The organism is Microbacterium sp. BK668 (assembly GCF_004362195.1).
GTDB lineage: Bacteria > Actinomycetota > Actinomycetes > Actinomycetales > Microbacteriaceae > Microbacterium.
This window is the reverse complement of the sequence record NZ_SNWG01000001.1, coordinates 1274461-1299247: the sequence shown is the minus strand read 5'-3', so window position 1 is coordinate 1299247 and position 24787 is coordinate 1274461. Positions and strand designations below refer to the sequence as shown.

Sequence of the window (24787 nt, the reverse complement as noted above, 5' to 3'; positions counted from 1 at the left end):
ACTCCTTCGTAGATGAGTTGGGGAGAGGGGTGACAGGTGGTGGATCAGAGGGCGAGGAGGACCTTGGCGGAAGCCGAGGAGTCCCGGGCCGTAGCGAAGGCCTCCACCGCGGCGGAGGCGTCGATGGTGTGCGAGATCACGGCGTCGAACACGTCGGACGCGGCGAGCATCGCGACCGCGTCATCGATCTCGCCCGAGAAGCGGAAGGCACCGCGGATCGTCAGCTCCTTGGCGAGCATGGGTGCGAGGTTGACGCCGATCTCAGCGTTCGCGAGCATCCCGACCTGCACGATGACGCCCGCCCGTCGCGCGGCGCGGACGGCCTGGGTGACGGATGCCGCGACCCCGGAGCACTCGAAGACCACGTCGTAGGACTCGTCCGCGATCGTGTCCCGGCCGACCATCGCGAGCTCGGTCGCACCGAGGGCCGCTGCGCGCTCGAGCGGCTCGGTCCGCACGTCGCTCGCACCGATCGCGGCGGCGCCCCCGTGATCGGCCGCGGCGACCACCAGCAGGCCGATCGGACCGGCGCCGATCACGAGCACGCGCTTGCCGGTGAGATCGCCCGCGAGGCCGACGGCGTGCAGCGCGACCGCGAGAGGCTCGGCGAGCGCGGCGCGCTCGAGCGGCAGGCCCTCGGGGAGCACGCGGATCATGTGCTCCTCGACGAGGAGGTACTCAGCGGCTCCGCCCTGACGGTGCGGCGTCGTGGCCGCGCTGCCGAAGTAGTCGCCGCCGGGGCGGAGGTGGGGCTTGTCCTCCAGGCCGGGGATCTCGGCACCGTAGCGGGCGGGGTGCACGGTCACCGGCGTGCCCGCCGCGAGGCGGCCCGAGGGGTCGAGGTCGACGACGGCCGAGAGTTCGTGACCGGGCGTGAGAGGCTCGCGGATCTCGTACTCGCCGTTGGCGCCGTGGAAGTAGTAGTGCAGGTCGGAGCCGCAGATGCCGACGTAGCGCACGCGGAGGCGCACCTCGCCCTCGCCGGGCGTGGGGACCTCGCGGTCCTCCCAGCGGATGTCTTCCTTGCCGTGGATGGCGAGCGCCTTCATCGTCGCTCCTCCTTCCCGGGCGGCCGCAGCCGCGCCGATCTCAGGGGTCTCGTCCAGGGTCGTCACGCCGGCACCTCCGAAGGGCGGCCCTTGACGGCGGCTTCGGCGGCGGTCGTGCTGTCGGCGATGGCGGCCGAGACGCCGTCGCGGGCGATGGTGTCGACGAGCTCGCCGACGCGGTCGACGAAGGGATGGCGGTCGGCGAGCTCCTCGCCGAAGAGCTGGAGCCCGCTGATCGACCGCTCGGCGATCTCGGCGCCGGTGCGCGCCGATCGGGCGATGCCGGCCAGCCGCTCGCGGGCGGCATCCGTCATCGCGGCGGCGTAGGGACCGGGGTCGAAGCCCCGACGGGGCGCCAGGCACGACAGATATCCCGCCACCGTCAGGGCGATCAGGTGCGGCATCTCGCCGCTGTCGAGGGCGCGCAGGGCTGGCTCGGGGATGCGCTGGCGGAGCTTCACGGAGCCGTCGGTGCCCACCTGGGTCGTGCGGTGGCCGAGGGCCGTGTTGCCCCAGCGCAGGAACAGCTCGCGCTCGTAGTGCTCGATGTCGACGCCGGACGGCACCTGGATCGAGGGCAGGTACTCGCGGGCGAGGACGAGCCGTGCAGCGCGCTCGATGTCGGACCGGTGGATCGCGTCGGGGATCGTCCCGGCCCCGCTCAGGGCCCCGAGGTACGCGATGAGCGAGTGCGTGCCGTTGAGGAGCCGCACCTTCATCTGCTCGTAGCGTCCGACCTCGTCGCTGAAGACCGCTCCCCCGGCTTCCCACGCGGGGCGCCCGGCGGCGAAGTCGTCTTCGATCGCCCACATCGTGAACGGCTCGGCGGGCACCGGGATCTCGTCGCGCACGCCGAGGAGCGACGACACCTCGTCGCGCAGCGCGGGGGTCGTCGAGGGGACGATGCGGTCGACCATGCTCGAGGGGAACGACACCGACGACCGCAGGAACGCCAGCGCGTCGGCGCTCTCGCCGGCGGGCAGCTCCTGGAGGAACTCCTCGACCAGACGCCTCGTGTGGGGACCGTTGGCAGCGAGGTTGTCGCAGCTGAGCACCGTGAGAGGTGAGCCGGATGTCGCGGCCCGCCGCTGGATGCCACGGGCCAGCTGGCCGATGGTCGAGCGTGGCGCGCCGCCGCGCAGGTCGGCCAAGATGGTGTCGCCCGACGTGTCGAGGTGGCCCGTCGCGGGCGAGTAGCTGTAGCCGTTCTCCGTGACGGTGAGGGTGACGATCCGAATGCCGGGGTCGGCGATGCCGTCGACGACGCGCTGCGGCTCCTCCCCCGCGACGAAGGCGTCGGTGTGAACGCCGGGAACGCTCAGTGCCGTACCCGCGGGTGAGATCGTCGCGACCGAGTAGGTCATGTCCTGCGCGCGCATCGCGTCGACGATCGACCGCGAACGGGAGGCGACGCCCACGATGCCCCAGTCGCCGCCGTCTGCGGCGAGCGCGGCCGATGTGTAGACCGCCTGGTGAGCGCGGTGGAAGTTGCCGAGCCCGAGATGCAGGATACCCGGGCGTGCCGGCATCCGGGGGATGGCGACGCCGCCGCGGTACGACCGGGTCAGGCCCTGGGCGTCGGCGCTCACGAGCGCACCCCCGTGGCCACGGCCCGCCGTCGGGCTGAGGGATCTGCGATGATCGGCATGGAAAAGAGTGTGAAGTGTTTGTACAAGATTGTCAAGCTCTTTTCACAGAGCGATGATGGGACATGATGGAACAGCTGTTCCTCGGAACCGGAAAGGCGCCCATGGCTGCGACGTTGACCGATGTGGCACGGCGCGCCGGCGTGTCGATCGCAACGGCGTCCCGGGCCTTCGGCGAGCCCGATCGGCTCGCGAGCGGAACGCTCGACCGCGTCCTCCGGGCCGCCAGCGAGCTCGGCTACGACAGCCCCCAGGCCGCGACGGCGACGCGCTCGTTCGGCGTGATCGTCCCCGATGTCGCCAATCCGGTCTATGCGACTCTCCTCAAGTCGATCCACACGCAGGCCTGGCACGGACGCCACCGCACCGTGCTGTACGACGCCGACGAGGACCGCCGGCGCGAGCGCGAGCAGATCGAGCGCGCCCGCAAGCTCGACGGCATACTCCTGTGCTCGCCGCGCCTGCCGGACGACGAGGTGCTGGAGCTGGTGGGCGACACTCCCTTCGTCGTGGTGAACCGCTACATCGAAGGCGTCCCCTGTGTGCTCATGGACATGGAGCACGGGCCGCGTCAGGCGGTCGAGCATCTCGCGGCCCTCGGCCACACCCACATCGCCTACGCGGCCGGCCCGCTCGGGTCTTGGGCCGACGGCCGACGCGCGCACACCATCACGAAAGCGTGCGAGGCGTTCGGCATCCGGCTCACTCCGTTGAGCCATCAGGCCGCGTCCATCCAGGGCGGCCGCGCCGCCGCGGCACCCGCCTTCGCGAGCGGCGCGACCGCGGTCATCGCCTACAACGATCTCGTCGCACTCGGCCTGGAAGCGGGCCTCTCCGACATGGGCAAGGCCTGCCCTGCCGACATCAGCATCATCGGCATCGACGACATCGACATGGCCAGTGCCGTCAAGCCCGGCCTGACCACCGTCAAGATGCCGATCGAGCGGTGCGGAGCGCTCGCAGTCGAGCTGCTGCTGCAGGTCATGGCCGGAGCGGCGCTCACCGAGGCGGCGACGCTCGGCTCCCAGCTCATCGTCCGCGGGACGACGGCGGCGCCGCCCGGCTGACCCGCTGCTACACCGAAGGAGCGGAGCGGATGTCATCGCATGCGCACGGCATCCCGGACCGGCTCAGCGCCGGTATCGCGTCCGCCCCGCGACGATCGTCTCGATCACCTGCGCCTCCAGCAGCGACGGCATCCCCGACACGAACGGGTCGGTGTCGAGCACGACGACATCCGCAGCGAATCCGGGAGCGATCCGTCCGCGCCACGCGCCGTCGCCGACGGATGCCGCGGCATCCCGCGTCGCGTGGGCGATGGCCCGGTCCAGCGGCAGCGCGTACTGCGGATGCGTCGCCGTCACGGCTGGATCGAGGGCTGAGGCCCGGGTCGAGGCGACGTACATGTTGGCGAGGGCGCTGTACGGCGCGGTCGGCGCGTCGGTCGAGAAGGCCAGGAGCGCCCCGGCGTCCTCGTACTCCGGCCATGGGAATGCCCGCTCCACCCGCTCGTCGCCGAGCATCTCGGCCCAGTTCGCGAAGATCGCGGGGTCGGAGTGGACGGGCTGCATGGATGCTGTCACCCCGAGTCGCGCCATCCGTTCGGCGGTGCCCGGGGCGGCGTACTCCAGGTGCTCGATCCGGTGCAGCCGGGCCCGCTGCCCGTTGGCGGCGGCCGCATGCTCGAGGGCGTCGAGTGCGATCTCGCTGGCGTAGTCGCCGATCGCGTGCTGCGCGACCTGGAGCCCGGCGGCATCGGCCGCCGCGACGACCGGGTTCAGCTGCGCCGGCGGCCAGATCGGCGCGGCGTTCGAGCCATCCGCATACGGGTGGCGCAGCGCCGCCGTGCAGGCGTCGATCGTCCCGTCGAGGATGAGCTTGATGCCCACCACGCGCAGCCACGGCGAAGACCGATCCGCCGCGAGCTCCGCCGCCCGGGCCACCTGCGCGAGGTTCGCCTCGTCGTCGCCGGTGTTGGTGACGATCCAGTGCGCCGCGACGCGGATCGGCAGCTCGCCGCCGTGCCGCGCGCGGGCGCGTTCGAACGCGGCGAGCCCGAACTCGTCGAAGGCCATGTCCACGACACCCGTCACGCCGCCCGCGAGGTACGCGTCGAGCGCGCGCTGCACGTCCTGGTCGCGGTCGGCATCCGTCGTCGACGCATCCCGCTGGGCCCACGCGTACTGGGTGGCGGCCGTCTCGAGAAGCAATCCGGCGGGCTCGCCCGCGGCATCCCGGACGATCTCTCCCCCCAGCGGATCGGGCGTGTCGCGTGTGATGCCGAGCTCAACGAGCGCCGCGCTGTTGACCCAGCACGAGTGGTAGTCGTTCGCATCCAGGTAGACGGGGACGTCCGAGACCGCCGCGTCGATCATCGCGGCCGTCGGGGCGCCGGGGAGCGAGTCGAACAGCCAGCCGCGGCCGCGGAGGACGGCCGCACCGGGATCCGCCGCCCGCGCCCGGCGCAGCCGGTCCTGGATCTCTGCGAGCGATCGCGCGTCGGTGAGGGGCACCTGCCCGAGTGCGGCCCCCATCATGAGCAGGTGGGTGTGCGCGTCGATGACGCCCGGCAGCACCAGCCGGCCCTCGAGATCGACCGTGGTCGCGGCATCCGGAGCCTCGTCTGCGGCGCCGACGAACACGATCCGGTCGTCCTCCATCGCGAACGCCTCCGCCCAGGACGCTGCCGGATCGGGATCGGCGGTGAAGACGCGCCCGTTGAGGTAGCGCGTGATCACGGCCGGCCGCCCTTGCCGAGCGGCGTGCGCAGGAGGCCCGCGTACAGGGCCGCGGCGACGAGCATGCCCACCGGCACCGAGAGGTCGACGTAGCCCGCGGCTTCCGCGATCGGTCCGCTCCAGACGCTCGTGGAGAGGCAGAGGGCGGTGGCGAGGCCGCCCGCGATCAGCGCGGTGATGCCGGGGACGCTCCAGCCTCCGGTGTACCAGAACCGGCCGCCGGGGTGGTCGTCGAAGAGCTCCGGCCCGTCGTACCGGTACCGGCGCAGCAGCACGTCGACGACGAAGATCGCCATGGCGGGGCCGGACACGACCACGAGGAACTGCAGCATGAGGTTCGCCGCCTCCAGGAGGCTGGACGACAGCACGAGGTAGACAGTCAGCGCGGTGCCGACGACCCCCACGATGATCGCCGCGGGGATGCGCCGCAGCCGGAAGCCGATGGCCTGAAGCGCCATGCTCGAGGTGTACGTCGTCATGGCGTTCAAGGCGATCGTGTTGATGACGACGCCGACGACCAGCACGGGGGCGAGCCAGGCCGGCAGCAGGTCGAGCAGCGCGACGTCGATGCCCGCCTCGAACGCCGCGCCGCTCAGCCCGGTCGCCAGCAGCACGCCGACGGTGGTGAAGACGATGAAGGGGACGGCGCCGCCGAGCCCGGTCGCGAGCGCGATGCGGGAGTGCTTCGTCGAGCGGGGAAGGTACCGCGCGATGTCGGGGCTGTTGATGAACGACAGCGGGGTCGAGGCGAGGATCGTGAACCCGATCGCCATCGACGACCACAGTGCGACGCCGCCGAGGGGCTCGGGCGCCGAGTACTGCCAGTCGACCGTCGGAAGGATGAAGGCGGTCACGAGCAGGAAGATGACGAAGAGGGCCGCAGCCATGTACGAATACGCGCGCACGATGAGACCGTGGCCGAAGATCGCGACGAGGATCGTGATCGTCGCGACGACCACCGTCACGCCGATCGGCACCCATACCGGGTCGTCGAGTCCCAGTCGCCGCAGCAGGTCGGCTCCCATGAAGGATGACGCGAGCCACGTCAGCGACAGGAACACGGCCCCGATGAACCATCCGACGAACGCGACGAAGAGCTTGTTGCCGATGATCCCGTACATGGCGCGCGTGACGACCGACCCCGACGTCCCCGATGCCGGGCCGCTTCCGGCGATGATCCCGGGGAACACCCACAGCAGCGAGGCCGCGACGATCACGGCGATCGACTGCCAGATCTCGAGGCCGAGCAGGATGAGCGTCGCACCGATCGTCAGGTTCAGGATGCTGACATTCGGCGCCGCCCAGATGAAGAAGAGGTCGCGGGCCCGCCCGTGACGCTCGGCATCGCCGACGAGCTCGATCCCGCGCGTCTCGGGACGCGCTGCGGTGTCGATGAACTCGTCGAGCTGCGGCTCTGTCTGGGTCACGGTGTTCCTTCCGGGAGCGTCGTTGCTATTGGTCACATGCCCAATGGACTATTGGTCAGTCATTCAATAGTATGGTCGTCGTGACGTCAAGCCCTAGTTCGATCCGGGTCCGCAAGCGCCCCGAGGAACGGCGGGAGGAAATCCTCTCCCACGCCGCTGCGATCGCCCTCGACGAGGGCCTCGAGCGCATCACCCTGCGCGCGGTCGCCGAGCGACTGGGCGTGCGTCCCGGGCTCATCACGCACTACTTCCCCGCCGCCGAGGATCTCGTGATCGAGGCATTCGCCCGGGCCGCGGTGCTCGAGCGGGAGCAGTTCTTCCCGACTGCCGGGTCGCCGATCGAGCGCCTCGCCCACTTCATCGGACGGGTCCAGGGGGGCGCGTCGACGGGCCTCGCGCGGCTGTGGCTCAACGCGCGGCATCTCTCCCGCTTCAGCCCCGCGCTCGAGGCCGAGCTCCAGGAGCAGGATCGTCTGGACCGGGAGCGGCTCATCGCGATCATCGAGGACGGCAGGTCGTCCGGCGACTTCCCGGCCGGCGACGCCGAGACGGCCTGCACGCGGATCCTCATCGCGGTGGACGGCGGAGGCGCCTACGTCAACAGCGACGCGGAGGTCCCCCATCCGGGGCAGGCGCACGCCGTCGCCGACATCACCGACTGGGCGCTCGGGCTTCCTGCCGGCACCGTGCAGGGCGCGATCGACCTCCTGCCGGCAACGACTGCGCTCGAGGGCGTGCGCGACGAGAGTCCGGCACTCATCCGCACCGAGCCCTCGCCTCGTCGACCTCAGTCGCTCAGGATCACCTGATCGACCATGAGGTGCCCCCACTCCCCCGTCGCGTCGTCGAGTATCTGGAAAGCGGCGGTCCGTCCGGCGAGGTCGCGCACGTCCCACGTGACGTGGCGGAGCCGAGCCGAGTCGTCGCCCGTCGCCGTGCGCACGGGCTGCCCGTCGACGAGGAGCTGAACAGAGGTCGCCGGCTCCGCGCCGAGGGGATGGTCGCCGCCGGCGATCAGGAAGTGGACGAAGTTGCGGTCGACGACGAAGGGCGGCGAGGTGATCGTGCCCGTCGCGGCGTCGGACCCGGCGAAGGTGTCGGCGACCTGCCGGCCGACCTGTCCCGGGAGGTCTGCGGGGACCGGCGAGAGCGCGGAGAATGCGCCTGTCGCCGACCACCCGCCACCCCACCCTGTGCCCTCGAAGTCGGCGAGGAGGCGGGCGGGACGCTGCTGCACGCTGCCGAACTCCGTGATCGTGAGATTTCGGAACGTCGCGGCACCACCACTCGTGTACAGGGCGACACCCTGGTCGGCGTGCGGCGCGAAGACCTGACTGGAGTGGACGTAGCGACCGTCGTCGACGAAGACCTCGATGGTCGTCCGGTCGACGAGGATCCTCAGGTGGACGGTGTCGTGCGTCGATCCGACGGGGGTGCGGCTCTCGAGCTTCCAGGGGTTGCCGGGATGTCCGGTCTGTCCGCGGTTGAGGTACGCGTACGTCTCGGTGACCCCCACGTCGGCGTGACGCGACCCGTCCGCCGATCGCCGCAGCTGCAGGCCGACGTTGGCAGCGGTCGCGCGCGTGACGTCGGCCTCGATCTGGAAGGCGTCGCCCCGATAGGCCAGCGGCAGGAAGCCGTCGACCCGCACATCGCCGATACGCCTGGTCGACGTCGCGATGGCGCGCAGGGCGGCGACGGGCTCCGATACGAGGCTGAAGCCGGAACCGAAGCGCTTCAGGCGGATGTGGCGGGTGATCGAGTCGGTTCCGTTGAACCCGTCAGCGGACCACGTCGGGGTGGTGTGCGCGTAGTCCCAGTTGTTCATCCAGCCCACCGCGTAGCGTCGGTCGAGCGGGGCCGCCGGGTCTTCCCAGGTGACCGCGCCGTACCAGTCGAAGCCGTGGTCGAGCCACTGGGGAGCCGCTGCATCGAACCGGAACGAGGTGCCGTCGAACGATCCGGTCCAGTACGCATAGGTCGCCGGCTCGTTCGTCGCGTACCCGTTGGCGCTCACGCCGAACACCCACTTCACGGTCCCGTCGTCGGCTCGGATGGGGAACAGGTCGGGGCACTCGATCGTGCCGATGCCCGCGTTGACGTACTCCCAGCGCCGCGTCCAGTTCCGAAGATCAGGCGACGTGTAGAAGCTCACTCGGTCCCGCTCGGCGATGAGTGCGACCCAGCGCCCGCGCTCGGCGTCCCAGATCACCTTCGGATCACGGAAGTCCGCGCGCCCGCCGTTGGGGATCACGGGCTGCTCGCCCGAAGGGCGGAAGGTGCGGCCCCCGTCGATGGAGTACCAGAGGAATTGCGCTTGAGGACCGCTCGCGTTCGCCTGCTGGAGCGGCGTCGGATGATCCATCTGCGTCACGAGCATCACGACCGCGCCCGCGCCGAATCCCGCGGTGCCGGCGTGGTCCACCACGGCGGAGCCCGACCAGAGGTCGTAGTTGGCGTTCGTCTTCTTGGGCGCCGCGATCCCCTGATCGGCGAATACGACGCCGTCGTACGTCGTGGCCAGCCGCCAGGCCGTGCCGAAGTTCGCTGTGGGATCGGCGTCGTAGTCGGCGTTGTACAGGTAGTAGTAGTGGAACTTCCCGTCCACGAACACCGGCCGCTGCGGATCGTTCTTCCAGTGGTCGGGCACGGTGAAGTGATACTGCGCGCGATGACTGGGCGGCGGGTCGGCGGCGCTGGTCATCCCCGGCGGCGCGACGAGCGCGGCGGTCGCCACGAGGGCCGCGGCCCCCGTGAGGAGAGCGACGCGGCGCAGCGCGGTCTTGGCGGAATCGTGAGGAACTGGCATCATCGGCGTCCCTTGTTCAGTGGGTCAGCGGGCGGGTATCGCGTCCGCCTCGTAGGTCGTGCCGGCGATGTCGTCGACGGATGCCGCGCCCGCGACCTCGCCGGCGATCACCAGCCGATCGCCGCGCCAGGCGACGGGCATGGGGTCACTGACGCCCCCGACGAAGCGCCCGTCCTCGCCGGCGTTGCGGAAGGCGAAGAGGAGCCAGCGTCCGTCGTCGCGGCGCTGCAGGAGCCGCCCGACATACAGCCGCTCGTCCGTGACGGGGTACGCGGCATCCATCGGGAACGGCCCGAGGACGCTGTCAGCCGGAACGGCCCACGTCCCCGCGCGTGCGCCCTGGCGGGACGGCGTCGAGTGATCGGCGAGACAGGAGAAGAGGAGCACGGGTCGCCCATCGACCACCTCGACCTGCATGACCTCGAGCTGGCCGAAGCCGTCGGCAGACGGCGCGCTGAGCGGCGGTCGCAGCTCCCACGTGCGCAGATCGGGCGACCAGGCGTGGCCGATGACGCCGCGCCCGTCGAAAGGCCCCTCGGCAGCGCGGGCCGTGACGAGCATGTGCCATCCGTCGCCCTCCGGATCGGGGAAGACCCACGGGTCGCGGAAGGCCTCGTCGTGCCACGCCCCGCTGTCGAGCGTCTCGTACCAGGGCCCCGCCGCCTCGAGAACCGGTGCGGCGGCCTTGGTCCACACCTCGAGGTCGGGCGACGTCGCGTATCCGATCCGCTGGATGTTCTTGCCCGAACGATCCAGCGTGGAACCAGTGTAGAAGAGGAACCACGTGCCGTCGGGATGCCGCACCACCGAGCCCGTCCACGTCGCGAGGTCGTCGAACGCCGGCGCATCGCTGCGGACCAGCGCATCGGGCACCTGCGTCCAGGACACCAGGTCGGTCGAGACCGCGTGACCGATGGACGCGCGGTAGTGCCGGGCCTCGGGGTCGCCGAGCGCGCGCGAGGCGTACAGGAAGAACAGGTGGTAGCGGTCGCCGTCGTCGGCGAACCAGAAGTCCCAGACCCAGGAACCGGGGAGGTCGAACACGCGTCAGCCTTTCGTCGATGTCGCGCGCTCGGCGCGCGCGGGGAAGTGGGGGGCCGGGAGCCTGCCAGGCGGCTCGTGGTCGGCGCTGCATCGCGCGACCGCGGGGAGCGGGGTTGGATGCCGCGCCCTCACCCCTTCACCCCGCTGGCGGCGATACTGCTGACGAACGCGCGCTGGAACACGAGGAAGACGATCAGCACGGGCAGCGTGATGAGCGACGTGTACGCCATCACCTCACCCCACGCCGTGTTGAGCTGGAAGAAGTACTGCATGCCGACCATGACCGGTCGCAGCTCCTCCTTCTGCACGACCATGAGAGGCCACAGGTACTGGTTCCAGGCCGGCAGGAAGGTGAGGATCGCGACCGTCGCGAAAGCGGGTCCCGACAGCGGCACCAGGATGCGGCGGTAGATCGTGAACCAGCTCGCGCCGTCGATGCGCGCCGCCTCGTCCAGCGACTTCGGAATGGTCGAGAAGTACTGCGTGAAGAGGAAGATCGAGAACGCGTTGGCGATGAACGGCACGATCTGCACTTCGTACGTGTTCAGCCAGCCGAAGTCGTACTTGAGCACACCGCCCTCGATGACGAGCGTCGGAAGCTGGGCGACCCAGTAGACCATCGGGACGGCGATCGTCTCGAACGGGACGATGAGCGTCGCGATGACGAGGGCGAGCACGACGATCCGGCCCTTCCACTCGAGCCGCGACAGCGCGAACCCCGCCATCGAGTTGACGATGAGGCCGAGCCCCACCGTCAGCACCGTCACGAGGATCGAGTTGAAGAGGAACTGCGCGACGGGCACTCGGTCGAAGACGCCGAAGTAGTTGTCGAGGCTGATGTCGCCGACGGGGAGGAACGCCGCCGGCGAGTCGATGTCCTGCAGGATCTGGCTGTCGGGCTTCAGGCTCGAGACGAACATGAAGACGAGGGGGAAGAGGAATATCACCCCGAAGAGGGTGAGGGCGATGTACGTGAAGACGCGTCCGCCGTTCTTCGACTTCGGCGTGGCCGCCGAGGGCGCAGGCGCGGGGCTGCCGGCCGGCGTCGGCTTCGGGGGCGCGGGCGTGGTCGTCGCCATGGTCAAGCCTTCTCTCGCGTGAGGCGCCGCTGGATGAGCGCGATGATGAGGACGGCCACGAAGAAGATCAGCGAGATCGCCGCGGCGTACCCGATCTCCTGCTGCTCGTAGCCCTTCCGTACCGCGTGGAACACGATCGTCGTCGTCGAATTCACCGGGCCGCCCTGGGTCATGACGTCGACCTGCACGAAGAGTCCGAGGGCCGCGATCGTGATGGTGACGAGGACGAACACCATCGTCGGGCGCAGGCCCGGCCACGTGACCGCGGTGAACTGGCGCCAGGGCCCGGCGCCGTCCATCTTGGCCGCTTCGTAGAGCTCCTCGGGGATCGTCTGGAGTCCTGCGAGCCAGATGATCATGTGGAAGCCCACGGCCTGCCAGATCGACAGGACGATGATGGCCCCGAGAGCCGTGTTCGGGTTGTTGAGCCAGTCGACGCCGCTCCACGCCCCGAAGGTGAGCATGTCGATCATCGAGTTGATCAGCCCGTCCTCCTGATACATGAACTTCCAGAGGATCGACACGACCACGATGGAGGTCACGACAGGGATGAAGAAGATCACCCGGAAGGCCGTCACCCCGCGGAGGCGCCGGTTGACCAGCAGTGCGAGGAGAAGGCCCAGACCTGCCTGGACCGGGACGACCACGAGGGCGAACACGATCGTGTTCCACACCGAGTCGATGAACACGGGATCGGCCGTGAACGCGCGCATGAAGTTGTCGAGGCCGACGAACCGGGGCGGGTTGGGCGAGATGAGCCGCGCGTTCGTGAACGAGAGACCGAACGCGAGGATGACCGGGATGCCCAGGAACAGCACGAGGAGGATGCCGGCCGGCGCCATCATCGCGAGTCCGGCCCAGGTCTGGCGGCCCTTGATCGAGCGGAAGCGGCGGAGCGAGCGACGCGGAGTCTCGGCCGCGACGGTGGGAGGAGTGACAGTCATGGAAGTGCCTTTCCAGGGGTGGTGGGGGCCGGAGCCCCCACCACCGCAGGGATCACTGGAAGCCGTAGCCGTCGTTCGAGGCGATGTTCGCGTCGATCTCGGAGACCGCCCGGTCGAGCGTCGCCTGGACGTCCGCGCCGTTCATGATGTCCTTCGCTGCGGTCTCGAACGTCGACGAGATGACCGCGTAGGCCGGGGTCTCGGGGCGGAGCACCGCGAACTTCTGCGACAGCTCGACGAACGGGCGCAGCACTCCGTCCTCGCCGAAGTACTTGGAGTCCGCGGCGGCCGACTCGGTGGCGGGGATCACGATCTGGTTGTCCGCGAACGCGGTGATGTACTCGTCGGCGAAGCTGAACTCGAGGTACTCGCGAGCGCCCTCGGGATCCGGGCAGGAAGACGAGATCGCCCACTGCCACGATCCGCCGCCGATCTTCGGACCGGTGCCGAGGTCCGGCGGGGGCAGGATGAGCAGGTCGTCGCCCACCGCGTCGAGTGCGGCCAGGGCGTTCCAGACGCCCGTGTAGCTCAGCGCCACCTCGTCGTCGACGAACTCCTGGTTGCCGATGGTCGCGCTGTTGGACGCGTAGCCGTCGGCGAAGAGGCTCTGGAACCACTGGCCCCACTCGACCGCCTCTGCGCCGTTGAGGGCGCCGTCCGAGGTGAGCATCGTGGAGCGGTCGATCAGATCTCCGCCGAAGCTCTGCAGGAGCGGCGAGTAGGCGTACGGCCACCACTCACCGGCGTCCTCCGCCCCGATGTCGATCGGCGTGTCGTAACCGGCCGCCTTCAGCGTCGCGAGGGCTCGGCCGAACTCGTCCGTCGTCCACGGCTGGTCGACGGTCGGGATGCGGATGCCGTTCTGGTCGAGCACGGACTTGCGGGCGAAGATCGAGAGCGCCGCATCCCAGTACCCCGCCGAGTAGATCTGGTCGTCCCAGACCCCGACGGCCGTCGGCAGGAGGCTGTCGGTCAGCTCCTCGGGGAGGTCGAGCGGCTGCAGGTAGCCCGCCCACGCCCAGTTCGGCATGATCGGCCCGTCGAGATCGAGCAGGCACGGGAGATCGCCGGATGCCGCGGCGGCCACGATCGCATCGTTGTATGCCCCCTGGGGGAACGACTCGTGGACGACCTCGTACTCGTCCTGCGAATCGTTGAAGTCGGAGATGATCCGCTCGTAGACCTCGAGCTCGGCCGGGTTGCCGGCCGAGTGCGTCCACATCGTGAGCTGGGTGCGTCCGTCCTCGGTGGTTCCACTCCCCTGGCCCGCTTGTCCGCAGCCGGTGAGTGCCAGAACCCCGACGAGGGCTGCCGATCCGATGATCGGCGGCGTCCTGCGCTTCATTGTGGTTTCCTTTTCTTGTGACCGACGCCCGCGTCGGTCACCGATCGGGGGCCGCCCACGGCGGCCGCTCGGTGTTGACAGAAGCCCGTCGCCGGCTGGGTTTGGCGACTTGCGCCGGCGGCGGGCCAACGGAGTCTCGTCGGATGACGGGACACTCCATGAGGTGCGTGGCGTCCTCGTCCCCCGCGCGAACGCCGAGCGCGACCTCCATCGCCCAGCGACCCATCTCGTAGTGGGGCAGTGCGATGGTGGTGAGTGGGGGGTCCTGCTCCGCCGCCACGAACTGCTGGTCGTCGTAGCCGACGATCGACAGGTCGCGCGGGATGTCGAGTCCGCGATGGTGCGCCGCGGTGTAGGCGCCAACGGCGAGGCGGTCGTTGAAGGCGAAGATCGCGGTCGGTCGCCGCTCCTCGGGAAGGTCGAGGAGGCCCTCCACCGCGATGCGTCCGCCGAGCGCCGACACGTCCGCCTCGACGTGCAGCGCCGGGTCGGGCTCGATGCCGGCCTCGCCGAGCACCTCGAGGTAGCCCTCGAGACGCAGGTGCGAGGCGATCGGCTTCGCTCCCCCGGCGTCGAGATAGGCGATGCGCCGATGCCCGGCTGCCACCAGTTCGCGAACCGCCGCCGCTCCCCCGGCCCGGTCATCCGGCACGACGCTGCGATATCCGCCGCCGGCGGGCCGGCAGTCGAGGAAGACCGCGTCGGACCGGAGGCCCTGCGGCGCATCCACCACCTGATGCCACATGCAGGCGTAGATCATCGCGTCGACCTGCTGCGCCGCGAGGGCGGCGATGGCGTCGCGCTCGATGGCGGCGTCGGCTCCCGTGTCGACCAGGAAGACGAGGTGACCCTGCTCGCGCGCCACGTCCTGTGCGCCGGCGAGCATGCGGCCGGCGAACGGCGTGGTCGCGATCTCGTCCGAGATCAGCCCGACCGTCCGGGTCCGCTGCGTGCGGAGTCCACGGGCGAGCGAGCTCGGCTCGTATCCGACCGCCTTCGCCGCTTCGCGCACCCGCTGGCGGGTGTCGTCGGAGATGCGGGCTTCGGCGTTGTTCAGGACGAGCGACACGGTCGTGACGGACACCCCAGCTGCACTGGCGACATCCGAGATCCGAGCGCGGGCCACGTCTTCGTCCTTCCCCTTGATAAATCGATTTATCAGACTCGTCGATTATGCGCGCTCCCCTTTCGCGCGTCAAGCGCCTTTCGTCGGATGAGGGGCGATCACCGTCCACCGATGTGCGATCGCGCGAGATCTGTGCAAGCATGAGCACGCCATGCAAATCGATTTGCATAGCGAATCCATCAGAAGGAGCCACTGCAGATGCACACCACGAACCGGCGCGTCTCACGCCTGGTCGCGAGCGGGCTGGCAGCCAGCGCGCTCGTCGCGACGACCCTCGTCGCCGGCACCTCGGCCGCGATCGCCGACCCCGGTCTTCAGGACGGACCCGAGCCCACCACCCACACACAGGAGGCCTACGCCCCGGAGGCCGACTTCACCGCCAAGTGGACGCGAGCCGACGCGCGCCAGCTGAAGCGCCTCTCCGATCCCACAGCCGCATCGCGTGCGAACTCGATGCCGGCGGCGGTCACCATGCCCACGGTCCCGCAGGACCTCCCCGACATGTCGAATGGGGAGGTCTGGGTCTGGGACACCTGGCCACTGACGGACGAGGACGGCAACCAGTACTCGGTCAACGGGCAGGAGATCATCTTCTCGCTCGTCGCCGACCGCAGCCTCGGCTTCGACGACCGTCACGTCTTCGCCAAGATCGGCTACTTCTACCGCCCGGCCGGCGTTCCCGCGGAGGACCGCCCGGAGAACGGCGGCTGGACCTACGGCGGCCTCGTCTTCAAGGAGGGCGTCACCGGCCAGATCTTCGAGGACCAGTCCTTCAGCCACCAGACCCAGTGGTCCGGCTCGGCACGCGTCTACAAGGACGGCGAGATCAAGCTGTTCTTCACCGACGTGGCGTTCTACCGTGACGAGACCGGCAAGAACATCAAGCCGTACGACCCGCGCATCGCGCTGAGCGTCGGCAAGGTGCACGCGAACTCGAAGGGCGTGAAGTTCTCGGGGTTCAACAAGGTCATCGACCTCCTGCAGGCCGACGGGACCTACTACCAGACGGGCGCGCAGAACGAGTTCTTCAACTTCCGCGACCCGTTCACCTTCGAGGACCCGGCGCACCCCGGTGAGACCTACATGGTGTTCGAGGGCAACTCGGCGATGCCCCGAGAGTCGGCGAAGTGCACGGAGGAAGACCTCGGCTACCAGCCCGGAGACCCCCACGCGGAGACGGTCGAAGAGGTCAACGCGTCCGGTGCGACGTACCAGATCGGCAACATCGGGCTCGCGAAGGCCAAGAACGAGGATCTGACCGAGTGGGAGTTCCTTCCGCCGATCCTGTCCGCGAACTGCGTCACCGACCAGACCGAGCGTCCGCAGTTCGTCTTCAAGGACGGCAAGTACTACCTCTTCACGATCAGCCACCGCAGCACGTTCGCGGCCGGGCTGGACGGACCCGAAGGTGTGTACGGCTTCGTCGGAGACGGCATCCGCAGCGACTTCCAGCCCCTCAACGACGGTTCCGGTCTCGCCCTCGGCAACCCCACGAACCTGAACTTCTGGGGTGGCCAGCCGTTCGCTCCCGACTTCAACCAGCACCCCGGACACTTCCAGGCGTACTCGCACTACGTCATGCCCGGCGGCCTGGTGCAGTCCTTCATCGACACGATCGGCACGCACGACGACTTCGTCCGCGGCGGCACTCTCGCGCCCACGGTGAAGATGGACATCGGGGTGGGCGGCGACCCCACCCGCACGGCGGTCGACTACTCCTACGGAAACGGAGGACTCGGCGGCTGGGCGGACATCCCCGCGAACCGCCATCTGTTCACGAACGGCAAGAAGACCGTCTCGGTGTCGGACGCCGCCGCCCAGCGCGTGCGCGCGGCGGCGGGCTCCGCCTTCGACGACTACCTGCAGGGCAAGCCGGTCTCCGCGGCCGTGCGCGCCCAGATCGAGAAGCTGCTCGCCCAGTACGGCGGTTGACGATCGGCGGATGCCCTGGGGACACGCTGCCCCGGGGCATCCGCTCGCACCCACCCGCCCGCAAGCGCGAAGGGACACGCATGACCGACCGGATCCAGACGACCTTCTTCCAGCGCCACCGGCGCAGCACGATCGCCCTCACCCTCGCCGCAGCGGCCGTGCTCGCGATTCTCGCGCTCCTCGCCTGGCCGCGAGGCGAAACGCCGGAGGCATCACCGTCTCCCGCCGCGACGGCCGAGTCGTCCGCCTTCGAGCGACCGGCCGGCTGGGATCCGGACCGCCCGGCGGTGCACCTGACCCCCGAGCGGAACTGGATGAACGACCCCCAGCGGCCGTTCCTCCTCGACGGGCTCTGGCACTACTACTACCTCTACAACGCCGACCACCCGGACGGGAACGGCACCGCGTGGTACCACGCGACCTCCACGGACCTCGTGCACTGGACCGATCACGGCGTGGCGATCGAGAAGTACACGAACGGCCTCGGCGACATCTGGACGGGAACCGCCGTCGTCGACCGCGAGAACACCGCCGGCTTCGGCGAGGACGCCGTCGTCGCCGTCGTGACGCAGCAGACCGACGGCGTGCAGCGGCAGTCCCTCTTCGTCTCGCTCGACGGCGGATACTCCTTCGAGCCGTACGACGGCAACCCCGTGATGGACAACCCCGGGGTGCGCGACTTCCGCGATCCCCGCGTCCTGTGGGACGAGGAGCACGGTCAGTGGGTCATGGCCCTCGCCGAGGGCGGCAAGATCGGGTTCTACACCTCGCCGGACCTGAAGGCGTGGACCTATCGCTCGGGCTTCGAGACCGCGGACCTGGGTGTTCTGGAGTGCCCCGACCTCTTCCCCATGACCGTCGACGGCGACCCGGCGCGCGTGCGGTGGGTGCTCGCAGCCGGCGCGAACGGCTCGTCGGAAGGCATGACGACCGGCACCGCCTACTGGGTCGGCGACTGGGACGGTGAGACGTTCCGCGCGGACGGATCGCACCAATGGCTCGACCACGGCGCCGACTACTACGCCGCGGTCACGTGGGACGACCCGCGGCTCCCGGCCGACCAGCGCCTCAGCCAGCGCTACGGGATCGGGTGGCTCAACAACTGGGCCTACGCGGGCGACACTCCCGGCACCCAGTGGCAGGGGGGCGCCGACAGCATCGTGCGCAGCATCCGTCTCGTGTCCGGTGCCGACGGGCGCGCCTCCCTCGCCTCCTCGCCCGTGGACGCCCTGAGCAGGCTCGAGGGCGCGCGCCGGGAGCTGGCGCCGCAGACCCTCGCCGCCGACCGGCCCCTCGCTCTGCCGGCATCGGGTTCGGACGCCTACCGCGTGCGGGTGACGCTCGACGCGGCGGACTCCGACGGGGGCGAGGTGCGTCTGCACATCCCCCGGGGCGGCACGGCCTTCACGACGGTCGGCTACGACTTCGGTGCGCAGAGCGCCTTCGTGGCACGGGATGCCGATGCCATCGCCGAGGACATGCCTGACACCTACCGGGCGGTGCGGAGCGCGCCGGCGCCCTCCGCGGAAGGGACGGTGGATCTCGACATCGTCGTGGACGTTGGCTCGGTCGAGGTCTTCGTCAACGGCGGTCGGGCCTCCCTCAGCATGATCGCCGCCGGCGGCGAGGCACGCGAGGGCGTGCGGGTCGAGGCCGTGGATCGGAGCGTGCGCGTCATCGAGGCATCCGTCACCCCCCTGAAGGTCGCGGCGATCCAGAGGTCCTCCGGCACGCGGTGACGGGCGTCAGCGGGCCGGCGGGGCGACCGACCCCCGCTCGACGAGCCATCCGCGCATCAGCTCGAGCCTCGCGCGACCCGTCTCGCTCTTGTCGATCCGGGCGATCAGACGCGACATCGCCCACGAGCCCATCTCGGCGTGCGGGAGGGCGACGGTCGTGAGCCCGGGGTCCAGGGCGTCCGCGACGGGACGGAGATCGTCGATCCCGACGATCGAGAGGTCCTCCGGCACGGAGAGCCGCAGCCGCGCCGCCGCCTGCATCACCCCCATCGCGATCTGGTCGTTGAAGCAGATGACGGCCGTCGGCCGGTCGGCCCGATCGAGAAGAGCGGCTCCAGCCGTTCGCCCGCCGTGTGCGTCGGAGGTCGCGGCGGCGATGCGGTCCGGGGTCAGCGGGACGCCGGCATCGCCCAGGGCCGCACGCACGCCGAGCCGGCGCCCACGCGCTGCGCGGGAGTCGTCGACGGTGTCGGCGTAGGCGATCTCGCGGTGGCCCGCCCCGAGCAGGCAGTCACTGGCGAGCCCGGTGATCTGGGCTTCGTCGGGAACGACGGCGTCGACCGCCCAGCCGGTCTCGGGCGCGGCGTCGAGGAGCACGATCGGGACGTCGGCGGGCACCTCCGGACGACGGACCCGCTGGTGGTACATGCGGGCGATGAGGATTCCGTCCACCCGCTGAGCGACGAAGCGGCTGACGAGCGCCTGCTCCTGCTCCGCGTCGCCCTCGGACTCCGCGACGAGGAGGAGGACATCCTGCCGGAGACCCGCCACGCGCGCTCCGGCGATCATCTGACCGGCGAACGGGGTCGACGCGACGTGGTCACCGACGAAGCCGATGACGCCCGTCCGTCGCCGCCTCAGACCGCTGGCGACTCGATCGGGCGCGTAGCCGAGGGCGGCGGCGGCGTCGAGGATGCGCTGGCGCGTCTCCGGATTGACGGCGCGCGCGCCGCTCATCGCGTGGGAGACCGTGGTGACGGATACGCCGGCAGCCGCCGCGACGTCGCCGATGCGCGCGCGACCCGCGCGCGGTGGCGCCCCGGGTCGATCGGCGTTCACAGCACCAGGCTATTGCCTCGGCCCGCCGACCACCCGGAGCGCCTGGGAGACGTCAGGACTCGACGGCCTTCGAGACCTCGTCCTCGGACTTCTCCAGGGCCTTCCGCAGCTTGTCGTAGTCGTCGGCGTCGATCGCCTTGCTGATCCGCTTGTCGGCCTTGAGGAGCGCCTTCTCGACACGGTCCGCCCAGGTGTCGTCGACGACCGCGACGATGGCGGACGATCCCGGCGGAAGGTACTGCTCGACGTCGACGCCGAGCTCCTTCTCGTCGTGACCCTTCTTGATGGCGCCGATGATGGCGCCGATGCCCGCACCCACCGCCGTCGCGGCCAGGAGAGGCGGTGCGAACAGGCCGACGATCACGCCCGCCCCGGCGCCCCACGCGGCACCGTGCCCCACGGACTTGTCGCCGTGCTCCTTCACCTCGACCTTGCCGTCGGCGTCGCGCGACAGCACGACGGCGCCGACGACCTCGTAGTCCCCGTCCTTCTCTGCGGACTTGAGACCCGCGTAATCCTCGGATGCCGAGGCCTCATCGTCGTACGAACCGACGACGAGCATGAGGTTGTCTCCGGCCATTGGTCACCTCCTGTAATCGGCCGTGATGGGCCGAGGGCCGTCACGGATGGACGCATTCCGCGTGTCGCGACGCCGGTGGACGTGTTCCTCCGCCGGGGCGACGGTTGCGATTATCGCCAGGCATCCGCCCGACCGACAGTCCCACGGACGGACGAGACACCCTCCGCGGGTGAGGCGGGGCCGTCTGCCCGGATCGGATGGCGCGTGGGGCTCGCCCTGCTGCGACGTCCGACCCGGGGAGTACAGTGAGCCCCGCGTCGCCACCGACCGGCGCCGACGCGGCAGACCGAGGAGGTCGCATGACCGAGTCCCCGACCGAGCCGGGCGGTCTCTCCCCCGCCGCCTTCCACCGCGCGCAAGGCGTCTCGGACTGGCGAGTCACCGGCACCGGCCCGCAAGCGGTGTTCCGGGCGGCGTCCCTCGCCCGCGCGGCCGACCTCGTCGCGCCGGTCGTGGCCGCCGCCGAGCGTCTCGGCATCCTCCCCGACCTCGATGTACGTCCCGAGGCGGTCGTCGTGCGCGTCCCGCACCGCAGCGACGCCGGCATCCCGCCGGCCGCCGCGGAGTTCGCCGCGGCCGTGTCGCGGGCCGCGGCGGACCTGGGCCTGACCTCGGATCCGTCGCTCGCGCAGTCGATCGGGATCTACGTCGCGCAGCACTCCGAGGCCGACGTGCGCCCCTTCTTCACGGCGGCGCTGGGGTACGACCCGTTCGGCGACACCGACGCCGTCGACCCGCTGCGGTGCGGCCCGCAGCTCGCGTTCAACCCGCTCTCGGGCGACGCCCCCGCGCGCGGCCGCACTCACCTCGACGTCTTCGTCCCGGCCGATCAGGCGCAGGCCCGCGTCGACGCCGCGCTCGCCGCCGGGGGCCGGCTCGCCGACGACTCGCATGCCCCGGCCTGGTGGTCGCTGGCGTCCCCCGACAACCACGGGGTCGACATCGCGTCCTGGACCGACACCTACGACGACTGACGGCGGCCCGGCGGGCGGCCCGCGCCGGCCGCCGGGCCCCCGCCGTCACCGATCAGCGCACCTCGGCGAGCGGGCGCTCCGTCGACGGCTCCGGTTCATCGGCCGAGCGGGCGGTGAGGGCGTCCCGTCCGGCCGCCTTCGCCTCGGCGTCCGTCATCGCGGGCCGGCGCGGCCACCAGAACCGATCGCGGGCGATGAAGGCCATCGCCGGCACGATGACGGTGCGCACGATCAGGGTGTCGATCAGCACCCCGATGCAGACGATGACGCCGATCTGCGTCAGGGTGATGAGCGGGAGCACCCCGAGCACCGCGAAGACGGCGGCGAGCAGGATGCCCGCGCTCGTGATGACCGCGCCGGTGGCGGCGAGGGCTCGGATCATCCCCTGCGTCGTGCCGAGCGTGCGGGTCTCCTCCTGCGCTCGCGTCACCAGGAAGATGCTGTAGTCGACGCCGAGGGCGACGAGGAACAGGAAGCTGAACAGCAGCACGTTCGTGTCGATCGCGGGGAAGTCGAACAGCGGCGTCTGGAACAGCCACCAGCTCGCGCCGACGGCCGAGAAGAAGCTGGCGACCACCGCGATGAGCAGCAGCACCGGCGCGAGGAGCGAGCGCAGCAGGATCACGAGCACGATCAGCACCAGCACCAGGATGAGCGGGATGATGAGCGCCTGGTCGCGCGCCTGCGCCGCCGCGACGTCGAGCGATCGCGCATCCAGACCACCGACCAGGCCCTCTCCCGAGCCGACGTCGTCCAGCGCCGCGCGGAGGCGCTCGATGGTCGCGAAGGATGCCTCGGTCTCGGCCCCGGCGGAGAGCACGACGTCGATGCGGGCGAAGTCGTCGTTCTGCTCGGCGATCGTCGCGCTGTCGACGCCGTCGACGTCCTCGAGCGCGGTGACCGTCTCGTCGGCCTCACCGACGGGCACGACGACGGCGGCGGGAGATCCGGTGCCCGCGGAGAACGCGTCCGCGAGCACCTCCTGGCCCTGGACGGCCTCGGGCTTCTGCAGGAACCGGTCGTTCTGCGAGAGTCCCGTCTGCACGAAGAGCACACCGCTCGCGAGGGCGCCGAGCACGACGAAGCCGCTGACGACGACGATCACGGGACGGCGCGACACGGCGCGTCCCAGCTTGCCCCACGGGCTGCGGGCGATCGCGTCGGGCGATCCGAACCTGGGCACGTACGGCCAGAACAGCCCGCGTCCGAAGAGCACGAGCGCGGCCGGCAGGACGATGAGGGCGAACGCCATCGCCACGAGGATGCCGATGGAGCACGCGAGCCCGAGCGCACGGTTGCCGGCGAGCTCCGCGAAGAGCAGTGTCGCGAGGGCCAGTGCGACGGTCGAGCCGCTGGCGATGATCGCCGGACCCGCCCCTCGCAGTGCGCGGCGCATCGCCTCCCGGCGGTCGGGGGTGCGCCGGAGCTCGTCGCGGTACCGGGCGATGAGGAGGAGGGCGTAGTTCGTGCCCGCGCCGAAGACGAGCACCGAGAGGATGCCGGTGATCGAGGCATCCAGTTCCACGCCCGCCGCCGCGGCCACCCGCGTCGCGATGATCCCCGCGAGAGAGTCGGCCAGGCCGATGGCGGCGAGGGGGACGATCCAGAGCCAGGGGCTGCGGTAGGTGATGATGAGCAGCACCGCGACCACGATGACGGTGGTGAGGAGGAGGGTGAAGTCCGCGCCGGCGAACACCGCCGCGACATCCACTTCGAAGCCCTCAGCCCCGGTGAGGTAGACGGTCACGCCGTCGAGATCGGCGGACGCGGCCTCGCGGAGCTCCTGCGCGCGTTCGGCCTGGAGCTCGACGTCGGGCTCCGGATCGAGCGGGACGACGACGATCGCCACCTCTCCGTCGTCGGACACCTGCGCCGGCGGCACGAATCCGTCCGGTGCGAAGTCCGCGAGCTCGCCCATCGCCTTGTCGTTGATCGTGCCCAGCGTCTCGTCCGACAGCGCGCCGTCATCGGCCTGGAACACGAGGATCGCCGATGTCGCGTCGGCACTGGGGAAGTCCTCGAGGAGCTTCTCGACCTGCACCGACTCGGCAGAGTCGGGAAGCCCGACGGTCGGGGCCGTCTCGGAGTCCGCCCCGCTCCCCAGAGCGAAGAAGCCGCCCGCGAACATCGCGGCCAGGACGAGGACGATCCAGGACGTCTTCGCCGACGTCAGGAAGCGGAGGAAGCCGTTCATGGGGGCCTTTCTAAGGTGACTTGTTTCTAGATTATCTAGAAATCAGGAAAACTGCACAAGTTCGAGGTAGAATGAGCTCATGGACACCGTCGGATCGCTTCCCGCGGCCGCCGCCCCCCCGGACGGCGCCCCTGCGGGTGCACCTCCCGTCCGCGATGCCACCCAGCTGCTGCGGCAGCTGCTCGAGGTGAGCGATCTCTTCGAGGAGCGCCTCCGAGGACACTTGACGGTCAACCAGACCGACCTCGACGCGATGGGGCATCTCCTCGCGTCAGGACCCCTCGGTCCGAGCGATCTCGCCCGCCGCCTGCACATCTCGACCGCCTCGGCCACCACCCTCGTCGACCGTCTGGTCGGGCTGGGACACGTCACGCGCGAGCCGCATCCGACCGATCGCCGCGGCGTCCTGGTAGTCCCGACCGCCTCGTCGCGAGAGCGGGCGATGGCGATGCTCGCGCCGATGATCGCCGATGTCGACGCCGTGCTCGACGACTTCACGCCCGGCGAGCAGCAGACCATCACCGAGTACCTCTCGCGCGTCGTCGGCGTCTACCGCTCGCACGTCACGGGAGCCGCCCCCGATCCGGCGGGCGCGCGTCGCTGAAGTACGCTGGTCCCGCCGTGCGCCGACGTCGCACGGCGTCGTCAGCGGCCGCCTCCGGACGAAGGGGATCTGCGTGGATCAGGACGCACTCGCCGGTCAGGTCGACCGGGAGGCACCGCCGAGCGGCCCGGGCTGCGTCGAGTGCCTGGCGGACGACGGGTGGTGGGTCCACCTGCGGCGCTGCGCGGCGTGCGGGCATGTCGGATGCTGCGACGATTCGCTGCGCCGTCACGCAACGGCACACGCCCAGGCCACGGGGCACCGCTTCATCCAGTCCTTCGAACCCGGCGAGGACTGGGTGTGGGACTACCAGGCGAGTGCGCTGGTCCGCGGAGGCCTGACCCTCGCACCGCCTGCGTCCCACCCGGTCGATCAACCGAGCCCTGGCCCTCGAGGAGCCGTGCCCGAGGACTGGAGGAAGCAGCTGGAGGAGCGCAACCTCCGCGAGGCGCGAGCCTGACCGCTCCTTCCGGAGACCTCTCGCTCCGTCGCCCCGCG

At 70.4% G+C, this 24787-nt stretch carries 20 protein-coding genes; 7 read left to right on the top strand and 13 right to left on the bottom strand.

The genetic code is table 11. From position 1 onward, the window contains the following. Positions 1-44: 44 nt before the first annotated feature. Complete coding sequence (locus EV279_RS05730; protein ID WP_133544658.1) at positions 45-1049, bottom strand: L-idonate 5-dehydrogenase; 1005 nt, start codon at positions 1047-1049, stop codon at positions 45-47. 62 nt (positions 1050-1111) lie between these two features. Beyond that, complete coding sequence (locus EV279_RS05725) at positions 1112-2638, bottom strand: mannitol dehydrogenase family protein (protein ID WP_133541911.1); 1527 nt, start codon at positions 2636-2638, stop codon at positions 1112-1114. A 122-nt stretch (positions 2639-2760) separates the two neighbouring features. On the opposite strand from EV279_RS05725, the gene EV279_RS05720 reads away from it, so the two are divergent. After that, positions 2761-3762: a LacI family DNA-binding transcriptional regulator gene (locus EV279_RS05720; protein WP_243728453.1), complete on the top strand. Its 1002-nt coding sequence runs from the start codon at positions 2761-2763 to the stop codon at positions 3760-3762. A 63-nt stretch (positions 3763-3825) separates the two neighbouring features. Here the strand turns inward: EV279_RS05720 and EV279_RS05715 are convergent, their stop codons facing one another. Continuing rightward, the gene (locus tag EV279_RS05715) at positions 3826-5433 is read right to left on the bottom strand and encodes an amidohydrolase (protein ID WP_243728452.1); all 1608 of its coding nucleotides are present in this window, start codon (positions 5431-5433) and stop codon (positions 3826-3828) included. Beyond that, complete coding sequence (locus EV279_RS05710) at positions 5430-6860, bottom strand: cytosine permease (RefSeq protein ID WP_133541910.1); 1431 nt, start codon at positions 6858-6860, stop codon at positions 5430-5432. Before EV279_RS05710 ends, EV279_RS05715 begins: the two co-directional genes overlap by 4 nt. 71 nt (positions 6861-6931) lie before the next feature. Between EV279_RS05710 and EV279_RS05705 the strand changes: the two genes are divergently transcribed. Next, positions 6932-7669 (top strand): TetR/AcrR family transcriptional regulator, encoded by a 738-nt coding sequence (locus tag EV279_RS05705; RefSeq protein WP_347876849.1) that lies wholly within the window; start codon positions 6932-6934, stop codon positions 7667-7669. Here EV279_RS05705 and EV279_RS05700 read toward each other — a convergent pair. The 6 genes from EV279_RS05700 to EV279_RS05675 all read right to left on the bottom strand — a co-directional run bounded on the left by EV279_RS05700 (position 7648) and on the right by EV279_RS05675 (position 15207). Continuing rightward, positions 7648-9672 carry a GH32 C-terminal domain-containing protein gene (locus EV279_RS05700; RefSeq protein WP_243728451.1) on the bottom strand — a complete coding sequence of 675 codons (2025 nt, stop codon included), beginning with the start codon at positions 9670-9672 and terminating at the stop codon, positions 7648-7650. The genes EV279_RS05705 and EV279_RS05700 overlap by 22 nt on opposite strands. Positions 9673-9693: 21 nt before the next feature. Further along, positions 9694-10713 (bottom strand): family 43 glycosylhydrolase, encoded by a 1020-nt coding sequence (locus EV279_RS05695; protein ID WP_133541908.1) that lies wholly within the window; start codon positions 10711-10713, stop codon positions 9694-9696. Between the two features lie 128 nt (positions 10714-10841). After that, positions 10842-11792 carry a carbohydrate ABC transporter permease gene (locus tag EV279_RS05690; RefSeq protein ID WP_133541907.1) on the bottom strand — a complete coding sequence of 317 codons (951 nt, stop codon included), beginning with the start codon at positions 11790-11792 and terminating at the stop codon, positions 10842-10844. A gap of 2 nt (positions 11793-11794) precedes the next feature. Further along, the gene (locus tag EV279_RS05685) at positions 11795-12736 is read right to left on the bottom strand and encodes a sugar ABC transporter permease (protein ID WP_133541906.1); all 942 of its coding nucleotides are present in this window, start codon (positions 12734-12736) and stop codon (positions 11795-11797) included. Between the two features lie 52 nt (positions 12737-12788). Then, positions 12789-14081: an extracellular solute-binding protein gene (locus tag EV279_RS05680; protein ID WP_133541905.1), complete on the bottom strand. Its 1293-nt coding sequence runs from the start codon at positions 14079-14081 to the stop codon at positions 12789-12791. 37 nt (positions 14082-14118) lie between these two features. Then, positions 14119-15207, bottom strand: coding sequence for a LacI family DNA-binding transcriptional regulator (locus EV279_RS05675; protein WP_133541904.1), 1089 nt, complete (start codon positions 15205-15207; stop codon positions 14119-14121). A gap of 198 nt (positions 15208-15405) precedes the next feature. On the opposite strand from EV279_RS05675, the gene EV279_RS05670 reads away from it, so the two are divergent. Together EV279_RS05670 and EV279_RS05665 are read left to right on the top strand one after the other, a co-directional pair. Beyond that, a complete protein-coding gene (locus tag EV279_RS05670; RefSeq protein WP_133541903.1) occupies positions 15406-17139 on the top strand; it encodes a glycoside hydrolase family 68 protein in 1734 nt (577 codons plus the stop codon). An 80-nt stretch (positions 17140-17219) separates the two neighbouring features. Then, positions 17220-18878, top strand: coding sequence for a glycoside hydrolase family 32 protein (locus EV279_RS05665; protein WP_133541902.1), 1659 nt, complete (start codon positions 17220-17222; stop codon positions 18876-18878). 6 nt (positions 18879-18884) lie between these two features. Here the strand turns inward: EV279_RS05665 and EV279_RS05660 are convergent, their stop codons facing one another. Beyond that, on the bottom strand, positions 18885-19937 hold the full coding sequence (locus tag EV279_RS05660) for a LacI family DNA-binding transcriptional regulator (protein WP_133541901.1): 1053 nt from the start codon (positions 19935-19937) through the stop codon (positions 18885-18887). 52 nt (positions 19938-19989) lie between these two features. Further along, complete coding sequence (locus EV279_RS05655; RefSeq protein ID WP_133541900.1) at positions 19990-20517, bottom strand: DUF1269 domain-containing protein; 528 nt, start codon at positions 20515-20517, stop codon at positions 19990-19992. 299 nt (positions 20518-20816) lie between these two features. Between EV279_RS05655 and EV279_RS05650 the strand changes: the two genes are divergently transcribed. Continuing rightward, on the top strand, positions 20817-21491 hold the full coding sequence (locus EV279_RS05650; RefSeq protein ID WP_133541899.1) for a VOC family protein: 675 nt from the start codon (positions 20817-20819) through the stop codon (positions 21489-21491). Between the two features lie 52 nt (positions 21492-21543). Here EV279_RS05650 and EV279_RS05645 read toward each other — a convergent pair whose 3' ends face one another. After that, positions 21544-23685, bottom strand: coding sequence for an MMPL family transporter (locus EV279_RS05645; RefSeq protein WP_133541898.1), 2142 nt, complete (start codon positions 23683-23685; stop codon positions 21544-21546). A gap of 79 nt (positions 23686-23764) precedes the next feature. Here EV279_RS05645 and EV279_RS05640 point away from each other — a divergent pair, with 79 nt between their 5' ends. Then, positions 23765-24289: a MarR family transcriptional regulator gene (locus EV279_RS05640; protein ID WP_243728450.1), complete on the top strand. Its 525-nt coding sequence runs from the start codon at positions 23765-23767 to the stop codon at positions 24287-24289. A gap of 73 nt (positions 24290-24362) precedes the next feature. Next, positions 24363-24749, top strand: coding sequence for a UBP-type zinc finger domain-containing protein (locus EV279_RS05635; RefSeq protein ID WP_166644396.1), 387 nt, complete (start codon positions 24363-24365; stop codon positions 24747-24749). Positions 24750-24787: the final 38 nt, after the last annotated feature.